Origin of the sequence: Streptomyces prunicolor NBRC 13075, assembly GCF_000367365.1 — a bacterium.
Lineage (GTDB): Bacteria > Actinomycetota > Actinomycetes > Streptomycetales > Streptomycetaceae > Streptomyces > Streptomyces prunicolor.
In genome coordinates, this window is the sequence record NZ_BARF01000123.1 from 1 (window position 1) to 11109 (window position 11109).

At 68.3% G+C, this 11109-nt stretch carries 8 protein-coding genes; 5 read left to right on the forward strand and 3 right to left on the reverse strand.

What is annotated here, in order from left to right; genetic code table 11:
• Positions 1 to 86: 86 nt before the first annotated feature.
• From SPR02S_RS47865 to holA, 3 genes are all read left to right on the forward strand, one after another.
• Positions 87 to 926, forward strand: coding sequence for an arylamine N-acetyltransferase family protein (locus tag SPR02S_RS47865; RefSeq protein WP_019064179.1), 840 nt, complete (start codon positions 87 to 89; stop codon positions 924 to 926).
• Positions 927 to 973: 47 nt separating this feature from the next.
• On the forward strand, positions 974 to 1219 hold the full coding sequence (locus SPR02S_RS47870; RefSeq protein WP_026151554.1) for a hypothetical protein: 246 nt from the start codon (positions 974 to 976) through the stop codon (positions 1217 to 1219).
• Between the two features lie 206 nt (positions 1220 to 1425).
• Positions 1426 to 2415 carry a DNA polymerase III subunit delta gene (gene holA, locus SPR02S_RS47875; RefSeq protein ID WP_218006611.1) on the forward strand — a complete coding sequence of 330 codons (990 nt, stop codon included), beginning with the start codon at positions 1426 to 1428 and terminating at the stop codon, positions 2413 to 2415.
• 325 nt (positions 2416 to 2740) lie between these two features.
• Here holA and rpsT read toward each other — a convergent pair whose 3' ends face one another.
• Positions 2741 to 3007 carry a 30S ribosomal protein S20 gene (gene rpsT, locus SPR02S_RS47880; RefSeq protein WP_019064182.1) on the reverse strand — a complete coding sequence of 89 codons (267 nt, stop codon included), beginning with the start codon at positions 3005 to 3007 and terminating at the stop codon, positions 2741 to 2743.
• 535 nt (positions 3008 to 3542) lie between these two features.
• On the opposite strand from rpsT, the gene lepA reads away from it, so the two are divergent.
• Both lepA and SPR02S_RS47890 read left to right on the forward strand, forming a co-directional pair.
• Entirely contained in the window at positions 3543 to 5417 is a 1875-nt protein-coding gene (lepA, locus tag SPR02S_RS47885; RefSeq protein WP_019064183.1) for a translation elongation factor 4, read from the forward strand.
• 326 nt (positions 5418 to 5743) lie between these two features.
• Complete coding sequence (locus SPR02S_RS47890) at positions 5744 to 7630, forward strand: AMP-dependent synthetase/ligase (RefSeq protein ID WP_019064184.1); 1887 nt, start codon at positions 5744 to 5746, stop codon at positions 7628 to 7630.
• Positions 7631 to 7732: 102 nt separating this feature from the next.
• On the opposite strand, the gene SPR02S_RS47895 is transcribed toward SPR02S_RS47890, so the two are convergent.
• Both SPR02S_RS47895 and SPR02S_RS58095 read right to left on the reverse strand, forming a co-directional pair.
• On the reverse strand, positions 7733 to 8314 hold the full coding sequence (locus tag SPR02S_RS47895) for a response regulator (RefSeq protein WP_019064185.1): 582 nt from the start codon (positions 8312 to 8314) through the stop codon (positions 7733 to 7735).
• A 12-nt stretch (positions 8315 to 8326) separates the two neighbouring features.
• A partial coding sequence (locus SPR02S_RS58095; protein ID WP_019064186.1) for a HAMP domain-containing hybrid sensor histidine kinase/response regulator occupies positions 8327 to 11109 on the reverse strand: 2783 nt, incomplete at its 5' end.

The following is an 11109-nucleotide window of genomic DNA, read 5'->3' on the forward strand; positions in this document are numbered from 1 at the left end:
CCGGGAAGGAGAGGGGGCGATCAGTCGACGGTGACGCGCAACCGCCGCCACGGCCATTGAGCCCCAGGTCGCGCGAGACTGAGGCCATGAATCCCGCACAGGTTGATGCCTATCTCCGGCGACTGGGAGTCCAGCGCCCGGCGTCGCCCACAGCCGATGCCCTGCGCGAGTTGCATCTGCGGCATCTGCAGACCGTGCCCTTCGAGAATCTGTCGATCCATCTGGGGGAGGAGATCGTGCTGGAGGAGAACCGGCTGCTGGAGAAGGTGGTGGGCGCGGGCAGGGGCGGGTTCTGCTACGAACTGAACGGGCTGTTCGGCGCGTTGCTCGGCGCGCTGGGCTTCGAGGTCGCGTTGCTCGCGGCGCGGGTGTACGGGGACGAGGGGCGGCTGGGGATTCCGTACGACCATCTCGCGCTGCGGGTGGGGACGGTGGACGGGGGCGTGTGGTTGGCCGACGTGGGGTTCGGGACGCACAGCCACTATCCGCTGGCCTACGAGGAGCGGGGTGAACAGCGGGATCCCGGCGGCACGTTCAGGGTTGTCGCGTCGGGACCGGACGCGGCCGGCGTGCAGGGCGGGACGTTCGGAGCGGGTTCGGCGGAGCAGGGGGACCTGGACGTGTTCCGGAACGGCGAGCCCGAGTACCGCCTGGAGACGCGGCCCCGGGTGCTCGGTGACTTCGTGGCCGGAGCGTGGTGGCACAGCACCTCGCCCGCGTCGCACTTCACCCGGTCACTGGTCTGCTCACGGCTCACCGACGACGGGGGTCGGGTCACGCTCAGCGGTCGCGGTCTGACGGTGACGGGGGCGGACGGGACGCGGGACACACGCGAACTGACCACGGACGAGGAGGTGTTGGCGGTGTACCGGGAGCGGTTCGGGATCGAACTGGGGGCGGTGCCGACGATGCGTAGGTCCGCCTAGCCCTGGGGGGTGCGCGCGAGCCCGCGGCCGTACCGGAAAATGTCCCCGTGAGCGATGTGAGACATGTGCTGGTACTGCCCGACCGAGACGCGGCTCAGGAAGCGGCCGAGGCGATCGGGGAGCGGTTCGCGCTCGATGAGGAACCGCGGTTGGTGCGGGACGCGCTGGCCGGTGAGGACGATGCCGAGGACGCGCAGTGGCTGCTCGTTCTGCGGGACGGGGACGGGCGGCTCGACCCCGCGGAGCTGGACGCGTTCGCGGGGGAGTGGGACGGCTGGCGCGAGGAGCCGTAGCAGCCCCGAATCCGGTACCGGCCCCTATTCCGGTACCGGCCCGATCCCAGGCCCGCGCGGGCCTCACCCAGAGCCCATCCGCACCCCGCGCACCCCGCCCGGAGCCGCGCGCACCTCACCCGGCGCCGACATGCACCCCACCCAGAACCCACTCGCCTCCCGCTACCCGGGACGCGTTGTCAGTGGCGCGTGCGATGCTTTACGGGATGGCCAGGAAGACTGCGAATGACGACCCTCTCGCCCCGGTGACGCTTGCCGTGGGCCAGGAGGACCTCCTGCTCGACCGTGCCGTGCGGGAGGTGGTGGCCGCTGCCAGGGCCTCCGACGCCGACACGGACGTACGTGACCTGACTTCCGATCAGTTGCAGCCCGGCACGCTCGCCGAGTTGACCAGCCCGTCGCTCTTCGCGGAGCGCAAGGTCGTGGTCGTACGCAATGCGCAGGATCTGTCCGCGGACACGATCAAGGATGTGAAGGGGTATCTCGACGCGCCCGCCGAGGAGATCACCCTGGTGTTGCTGCACGCGGGTGGGGTCAAGGGCAAGGGGCTGCTCGATGCCGCACGCAAGGCGGGGGCGCGGGAGGTGGCCTGCCCGAAGATGACGAAGCCGGCGGACCGGCTGGCCTTCGTGCGGGGTGAGTTCCGGGCGACCGGGAGATCGGCCACGCCGGAGGCCTGCCAGGCGCTCGTCGACTCCATCGGCAGTGATCTGCGGGAGCTGGCGTCCGCAGTCTCCCAGTTGGTCGCCGACGTCGAGGGGACCATCGACGAGGCGGTCGTCGGGCGGTACTACACCGGGCGGGCCGAGGCGTCGAGCTTCACGGTCGCGGACCGGGCCGTCGAGGGGCGGGCGGCGGAGGCGCTGGAGGCGCTGCGGTGGTCGTTGTCCACCGGGGTGGCGCCGGTGCTGATCACCAGCGCGTTGGCGCAGGGGGTGCGGGCGATCGGGAAGCTGTCGTCCGCGCGCGGGGGACGGCCGGCGGATCTGGCGCGTGAGCTGGGGATGCCGCCGTGGAAGATCGACCGGGTACGGCAGCAGATGCGGGGGTGGACACCGGACGCGGTCTCCGTCGCGCTGCGGGCGGTGGCCGAGGCGGACGCGGGAGTGAAGGGCGGTGGGGACGATCCGGAGTACGCGCTGGAGAAGGCGGTCGTCGCGATCGCCCGGGCGGCCCGGTCCCGGGGACAGACCTGACCGACGCTGCCCCGGTCCTGCCCCCGGCCAACGCTGCCCCTGACCGACGCTGCTCCAGTTCCGCCCCGGTCGACGCTGCCCCCGGCTCTTCGTCCCCGGGGATCAGCTCCCTCCCCGGGATGCAACAGAGCCGGATGCGACAAGGCTGGGATGCAACAGGGCCGGGAAACAGCAATGCCCCCGAAGTGGGTCCGGGGGCACTGTACGTGGCGTGGCGACCACGATGTCTGTCCGTGAATCGAGGTAGAGGGCTCGACGTTGTCCTCACGGTGGATTGCTACTGGTCCGGTCCGCGCGAGCGCGGGCCGAGGCAAGTGCGGAAGGATCAGCCCTGGAGCGCGGTGACCTTGGAAGCAAGCGCCGACTTCTTGTTGGCGGCCTGGTTCTTGTGGATGACGCCCTTCGCGACGGCCTTGTCGAGCTGACGCGCGGCAGCGCGCTGGTACTCGGTGGCCTTCTCGACGTCACCCGCGGCAGCGGCTTCGCGGGCCTTGCGGATCGCGGTCTTCAGGGAGGACTTGACGGCCTTGTTGCGCAGCCGAGCCTTCTCGTTGGTCTTGATCCGCTTGATCTGGGACTTGATGTTCGCCACGAATGAGCCTTTGCAGGTTCTGGCACGGGGCCGCACGGGTCCCGCGCCGATGATTTTTCTTGGGGTGCGCCTCGCACCGAGCGGAGATACCGGTCAGGGATGAGGCACAGCCACCCAGGCTACCAGCCGCCCACCGGCCCACCCAAACCGGTCCCCGCGAGGCATCCGGCCGGTCCCCGAGGGCCTCCGGCGAACCTCTCGCACCGTCCCGAGCCGGACCGCATCCTCCGTCTGTCGGCCCAGGCCAGGCCCCTGACCCGGCTCCCGAGCAGTCCCAGGCCTACCCGAACCGCTCCCCGAGTCCCCGAGCGGCCCCAGACATGCCCGACCACTCTTCCCGCTCCCCGAGAAGCCCCTGAGCCCCCGAACCCGCGCCCGAACCCGCCACCGAACCGACCCGCGAAAACCCCCGTGGTTACCCACCCGCACCGGCCCAAACCGGACCGCACCTCCCACGCGTGGGACGATGGAGCCTACGTATCGATCCGACCCGAGACCGCAGACACTGCGGACGCCTCAAGAATCAGGACCCTGCGTGCCCGCGATCCCCAGCCATGTGCCCGAGCCGAGCCGTACCGACCCGGCGTTGATCCGCAATTTCTGCATCATCGCGCACATCGACCACGGCAAGTCCACGCTCGCCGACCGGATGCTCCAGCTGACCGGAGTGGTCGACAGCCGGCAGATGCGTGCTCAGTACCTCGACCGCATGGACATCGAGCGCGAGCGTGGCATCACGATCAAGTCCCAGGCGGTGCGTCTGCCGTGGGCCCCCACCGAGGGGGCCGACAAGGGCAGTACGCACATCCTCAACATGATCGACACCCCGGGACACGTCGACTTCACGTACGAGGTCTCGCGGTCGCTCGCCGCCTGCGAGGGCACCGTGCTGCTCGTGGACGCTGCCCAGGGCATTGAGGCCCAGACCCTCGCCAACCTCTACCTGGCGATGGAGAACGACCTCACGATCATCCCCGTACTGAACAAGATCGACCTGCCGGCCGCGCAGCCCGAGAAGTTCGCGGAGGAGCTGGCCAACCTCGTCGGGTGCGATCCCGACGACGTGCTGCGGGTGTCCGCCAAGACCGGTATCGGTGTCGACGTACTGCTGAACAAGGTCGTCAAGGAGGTCCCGGCGCCGGTCGGGAACGCGGACGCGCCCGCCCGCGCCATGATCTTCGACTCCGTCTACGACTCCTACCGCGGTGTCGTGACGTACATCAGGGTCATCGACGGGCAGCTCACCAAGCGCGAGAAGATCCGGATGATGTCCACGAACGCCACGCACGAGCTGCTGGAGATCGGGACGAACTCGCCGGAGATGCTCGGCGCGGACGGGCTCGGGGTCGGCGAGGTCGGCTATCTGATCACCGGTGTGAAGGACGTCCGCCAGTCCAAGGTCGGTGACACGATCACCACCCTGCACAAGGGCGCGACCGAGGCGCTCGGCGGTTACAAGGACCCCAAGCCGATGGTCTTCTCGGGCCTGTATCCGCTGGACGGGTCCGACTACCCGGAGCTGCGCGAGGCCCTCGACAAGCTCCAGCTCAACGACGCCGCGCTCGTCTACGAGCCGGAGACCTCCGCTGCCCTCGGCTTCGGCTTCCGTGTCGGCTTCCTCGGGCTGCTGCACCTGGACGTGATCCGGGAGCGGCTGGAGCGCGAGTTCGGGCTCGACCTCATCGCGACCGCGCCGAACGTGGTGTACCGGGTCGAGATGGAGGACGGCAGCGAGCACGTCGTCACCAACCCGAGCGAGTTCCCCGAGGGGAAGATCGACAGGGTCTACGAGCCCGTCGTGCGCGCGACGATCCTCGCGCCGTCGGAGTTCATCGGCGCGATCATGGAGCTGTGCCAGACCCGGCGCGGCACTCTGCTCGGCATGGACTACCTCTCCGAGGACCGTGTCGAGATCCGCTACACGCTGCCCCTCGCGGAGATCGTCTTCGACTTCTTCGACCAGCTGAAGTCCAAGACCCGCGGCTACGCCTCGCTCGACTACGAGCCCACCGGCGAGGTGGACTCCAGCCTGGTGAAGGTCGACATCCTGCTGCACGGCGACAAGGTGGACGCCTTCTCGGCGATCACGCACAAGGACGCGGCGTACGCGTACGGCGTGCGGCTGGTCGCCAAGCTGCGGGAGCTGATCCCGCGGCAGGCCTTCGAGGTGCCCATCCAGGCGGCCATCGGCTCCCGGGTCATCGCCCGCGAGACCATCCGCGCCATCCGCAAGGACGTCCTCGCCAAGTGCTACGGCGGTGACATCTCCCGTAAGCGGAAGCTGCTGGAGAAGCAGAAGGAGGGCAAGAAGCGGATGAAGATGGTGGGTTCCGTGGAGGTTCCCCAGGAGGCCTTCATCGCAGTGCTGTCCAGCGACGAGAACGCCGGCAGCGGCAAGGGCAAGAAGTAGGCGGCGCCGAGCGCGGGAAGTAGCGACCCCGTACACCGAAATTTCGGACGACAGTCAGACGATTCACCGGGCCCGTTGCGCTTTCGCGTGGCGGGCCCTATGCCTTGGGTCTGCGCGAAGTGGTCATGGCTCTGTTCGAAGTGACCGTCCACCGCCCCTTACGCACCGGCCGGTCGCGGCTTACTCTGATCACTGCTCGATAGTTACTCGTGAGTTAAACAACAGCCACATGAGCCACCAGCCGCAGTGAGCCAACCGCCTCAGCAATGAGTCGACCGCCGCAGCAACAAGCCAGTAGCCGCACTGTCGCGGGCCCGGAGGATGTCGTGAGCGACACACAGACCCTGATCGAGAACCGTCCGCCGTCCGTGGCGGGCCTCTTCCTGGAGCGCGTGGCGGCCACGCCGGACGCCGAGGCCTACCGCTACCCGGTGCCGACGGCCTCCGGTGAGGGCCCCGACGACTGGAAGTCGCTGACCTGGGCGCAGGCCGCCGAGCGGGTCTACGCCATCGCTGCCGGTCTGATCGAACTGGGCGTGGAGCCCGAGCAGCGCGTCGCCCTCGCCTCCGCCACCCGCGTCGAGTGGATCCTCGCCGACCTGGGCATCCTGTGCGCCGGCGCCGCCACGACCACGGTGTATCCGCAGACCAACGCCGACGAGTCGACGTTCATCCTCGCCGACTCCGACAGCAGGATCCTGATCGCGGAGGACGCGGCGCAGCTCGCCAAGGCGCGGGAGAAGCGCGCCGACCTGCCCGAGCTGACGCACGTCGTGGTCATCGACCCGACCGGCGTGGAGCCCGGAGCCGACGAAGGCGACTGGGTGCTGACCCTGGCCGAGCTGGAGCAGCGCGGTGCCGCGTACCTGGAGAAGAACCCGGACCTGATCAAGGAGCGGGTCGGGGCCATCACCAAGGACCAGCTCGCGACGATCATCTACACCTCGGGTACGACTGGCCGCCCCAAGGGCGTCCGCCTCCCGCACGACAACTGGTCGTACCTCGCGAAGGCCATCGCCGCGACCGGACTGCTCGGCCCCGAGGACGTGCAGTACCTGTGGCTCCCGCTCGCGCACGTCTTCGGCAAGGTGCTCACGTCCGGGCATATCGAGATCGGGCACGTCACCGCAGTCGACGGCCGGGTCGACAAGATCATCGAGAACCTGCCGGTCGTGCAGCCGACGTACATGGCGGCCGTCCCGCGCATCTTCGAGAAGGTCTACAACGGCGTCGCCGCCAAGGCACGTGCAGGCGGCGCCTCCAAGTACAAGATCTTCCAGTGGGCCGCCGAGGTCGCCCGCGAGTACGCCAAGGTCACCCAGGACAACTTCCGCCGCACCGGCACGGCCACCGCGCCCTTCGCCCTCGCCGCGAAGCACAAGGTCGCCGACGCGCTGGTCTACGCGAAGATCCGCGAGGCCTTCGGCGGCAAGCTGCGCGCCTGCGTCTCCGGATCGGCCGCGCTCGCGCCCGACATCGGCTACTTCTTCGCCGGCGCCGGCATCCACATCCTTGAGGGCTACGGCCTGACCGAGTCCTCCGCGGCCTCCTTCGTGAACCCCGGCGAGGCCTACCGCACCGGCACGGTCGGCAAGCCGCTGCCCGGCACGGAGGTGCGCATCGCGGACGACGGCGAGATCCTGCTGCGCGGCCCCGGCATCATGGAGGGCTACCACGGGCTGCCCGAGAAGACCGCCGAAGTCCTGGAGTCGGATGGCTGGTTCCACACCGGCGACATCGGCGAACTGTCCCCCGACGGCTACCTGCGCATCACGGACCGCAAGAAGGACCTCATCAAGACCTCCGGCGGCAAGTACATCGCGCCCGCCGAGGTCGAGGGCCAGTTCAAGGCCGTCTGCCCCTACGTCTCCAACATCCTGGTGCATGGCGCCGACCGGAACTTCTGCACCGCCCTCATCTCCCTCGACGAACCGTCCATCCTGGAATGGGCCAAGGAGAACGGCCTGGAGGGCAAGTCCTACGCCGAGGTCGTCGCCGCCCCCGCGACGGTCGCCATGGTCGAGGCCTACGTCAAGGAACTCAACGAGGGCCTCCAGCGCTGGCAGACCATCAAGAAGTTCCGCCTCCTCCCGCGCGACCTCGACGTGGAACACGGCGAGATCACCCCGAGCCTCAAGCTCAAGCGCCCGGTGGTGGAACGGGAGTACAAGCACCTGATCGACGAGATGTACGCGGGCTCGCGCGAAGCGTGACCATGTGATGGGCCCCGCGCCCCGAAGGGGCCGCGGGGCCCATCAGGGGCGCGGGGAACTGCGCGACAAGCCCCCACCGACCCGCAGACAACAACGGACCCATCAGGCCTGACGCCGCCGCATATCCCGTACCAGCTGCCCCAACTCCCGCACCTGGTACCGAAGTTCCCGCACCTCATCCACCGAACTCGCAGCCACCCGCGCCTCAATCTCCTTGAGCCGCAACGCCAGTTCATCGAACTGCCCCTGCTCCCGCGCCAGCATCCGCTCCAACAACTGGTTCTTCCGGTGCAGTTCGAGAAAAACGGTGACCTTCGCCCGCAACACCCAAGGATCGAATGGCTTGGTCAAGTAGTCGGCCGCACCCGTGGCATAGCCACGAAACGCATACCCCGCGTCCGAGTCCGTGCCGGTCAGGAAGATGATCGGCACGTCCTTGGTCTGGTCGAGCCGTTTGATGTTCGCGGCGGTCTCGAACCCGTCCATGCCCGGCATCCGGATGTCGAGGAGAACCACGGCGAACCGCTGCCGCAGCAGCGCCTTCATCGCCTCCTCGCCCGAACGAGCCCGTACCAGCGGCTCGTTGAGGGACCCCAGGACGGCCTCCAGCGCGACCAGGTTGTCCTCCATGTCGTCGACCAGGAGGATGCTGGCGCGCTCGCCGGTCGTTGCCTCAGCGCTCATGATGACCGTGCCTCACTCGGTCGTCGGCGGTACCGCCGACTCACCTGAAGTACCTGAACCTGAAGTACCCGGATCCGCCACCGCGATGTCCTCGGACACGGCCTCGGGATCCAGCAACGCGCAGACGACGGTCAGCAACTGATCGACATCCACCGGCTTCGGTACGTAGTCATTGGCGCCCCGCGCGATCGACTTCTCCCGGTCGCCCGGCATCGCCTTGGCGGTGAGCGCGACGATGGGCAGCCCGGTCCAGCGCGGCGCACGGCGGATGGCGGCGATGGTCTCGTACCCGTCCATCTCCGGCATCATGATGTCCATCAGCACGAGTTCGACGTCGGGATTGCGCTCAAGGGTCTCGATGCCCTCGCGCCCGTTCTCCGCGTAGAGCACCGGCATCCCGACCCGCCCCAGCACATGGGTGAGCGCGAAGACGTTGCGGATGTCGTCGTCCACGATCAACACCCGCCGCCCCGGCAGCACTTGACCCGCTCGCCCGGCCTTCCACGCCTCCAGCTTGGTGGGTGTCGGCCAAGAGTCGTCCACCTCGTGCCCGGTGAACGACTCGACGCACAACTGCTCGGCGATCGCGGGCAGTTCGCGGTCCTCGGAGGTCCGCGCGGTCGCCGCGTGCCCGGGGCTGACGACGGGGACGTAGAGAGTGAAGGTGGACCCTTGTCCCGGCTCGCTCTCGGCGACGATACGGCCGCCCAACAGGCCGGAGATCTCACGGCTGATCGACAACCCCAGCCCCGTGCCGCCGTACTTGCGGTTGGTCGTGCCGTCGGCCTGTTGGAACGCCTCGAAGATCACCGGGAGTTTCTCCGGGGCGATCCCGATCCCGGTGTCGGAGACGGCGAACACGATGACCTCGTCGCTGGTGTCGGAGTAGCGGTGTTCGGGGTCCTTGACCCGGTTGACGCGGAGTTCGACGCGGCCCGTGGCGGTGAACTTGATGGCGTTGGACAGCAGGTTGCGCAGGATCTGCTGGAGCCGCTGCTCGTCGGACCAGAGTTCGCGCGGCACGTCCTCGCCGACCGACACCTCGAAGGAGAGTCCCCGGTCCAGGGTGAGCGGGCGGAACGTGGCGTGGACGTAGTCGAGGAGCTTGATGAGCGGGAGCCGCTTGGGGCGTACGTCCATGCGGCCGGCCTCGATCTTCGACAGGTCGAGGATGTCGTTGATGAGCTGGAGCAGGTCCGAGCCGGAGCGGTGGATCGTGCTCGCGAACTGCACTTCCTGGTCGGAGAGATGACCGTCCGGGTTGTCGGAGAGCAGCCGGGCCAGGATCAGCAGCGAGTTGAGCGGGGTGCGCAGCTCATGGCTCATGTTCGCCAGGAACTCCGACTTGTACTGGGAGCTGGTCGCCAACAGGGCCGCTTTTTCCTCCAGTTCGGCGTTGGACCGCTGCAACTCGGCCTGCTGCTTCTGGAGTTCGTCCGAGCGTTCCTGCAACTGCATCGCCAGCCGCTGGGACTCGCCGAGCAGGGACTCTGTACGGGAGTTGGCGATGATCGTGTTGATCGCGACGCCGATGGTGTTCACGAACTGGTCGAAGAAGGCCAGGTGGACGTCGGAGAAGCGGGAGAAGGAGGCCAGTTCGATCACGCCGAGGAGCTTGTCCTCGAAGATGATCGGGATGATGACCACGCTCGCCGGGGCGGCTTCACCGAGCCCGCTGTTGATCTTGATGTAGTGCGGCGGTGCCTCCTCCACCAGGATCCGCTTCTTCTCCCGCGCCGCCTGCCGCACCAGCCCGTGCACCGGCATCCCGCCTGTGTCCACGGTCGCCGCCTGCGCGGACCCGTACCCGGCGATGAAGGCAAGTCCCTTGGCGGGGATGGCCGTTCGCAGACTGTCCTCGTCGGGATCGGCCAGGAAGAACGCCCCGTACTGCGCGTTCACCAGCGGGGTCAGCTCGCGCAGGATCAGGTCGGCGACCTCCATCAGGTCCCGGTGCCCCTGCATCAGCGCGGCGAGGCGGGCCAGGTTGGACTCCAGCCAGTCCTTCGCGCGGGTCGTCTCGCGGAGGTTGGCCACCATCAGGTTGATGTTGTCCTTCAGCTCGGTGACCTCGCCCTGGGTCTCCACCGTGATCGAGCGGGACATGTCGCCCTGCGCCACCGCCGAGGCCACCTCGGCGATCGCGCGGACCTGCGTGGTCAGGTTCAGCGCGAGTTCGTTCACGTTCGTCGTCAGGCGCTTCCAGGTGCCGTAGACGCCCTCCACCCGTGCCTGGCCGCCGAGTTGGCCCTCGGAGCCGACCTCGCGGGCGACCCGGGTGACCTCGGAGGAGAAGGAGGAGAGGGTGTCGACCATCGTGTTGATGGTGGTCTTCAGCTCCAGGATCTCGCCGCGCGCGTCCACGTCGATCTTCTTCGACAGGTCGCCCTGCGCCACCGCGGTCGCGACCTGCGCGATGTTCCGGACCTGCGAAGTCAGGTTGTCGGCCATGTAGTTGACGTTGTCGGTCAGGTCGCGCCAGACACCGGAGACGCCCAACACCTGGGCGCGACCGCCTAGTCGACCATCCGTGCCGACCTCGCGGGCCACCCGGGTCACCTCGTCGGCGAAGGCGCGCAGCTGCTCCACCATCGTGTTGACGGTGTCCTTGAGTTCGAGGATCTCGCCGCGCGCGTCGACGGTGATCTTCTTCGACAGGTCGCCGTTGGCCACGGCGGTGGTGACCTGGGCGATGTTCCGTACCTGCGAAGTCAGGTTCAGGGCCATGAAGTTGACGTTGTCCGTGAGGTCCTTCCAGACCCCGCTGACGCCCCGCACCTGCGCCTGGCCACCGA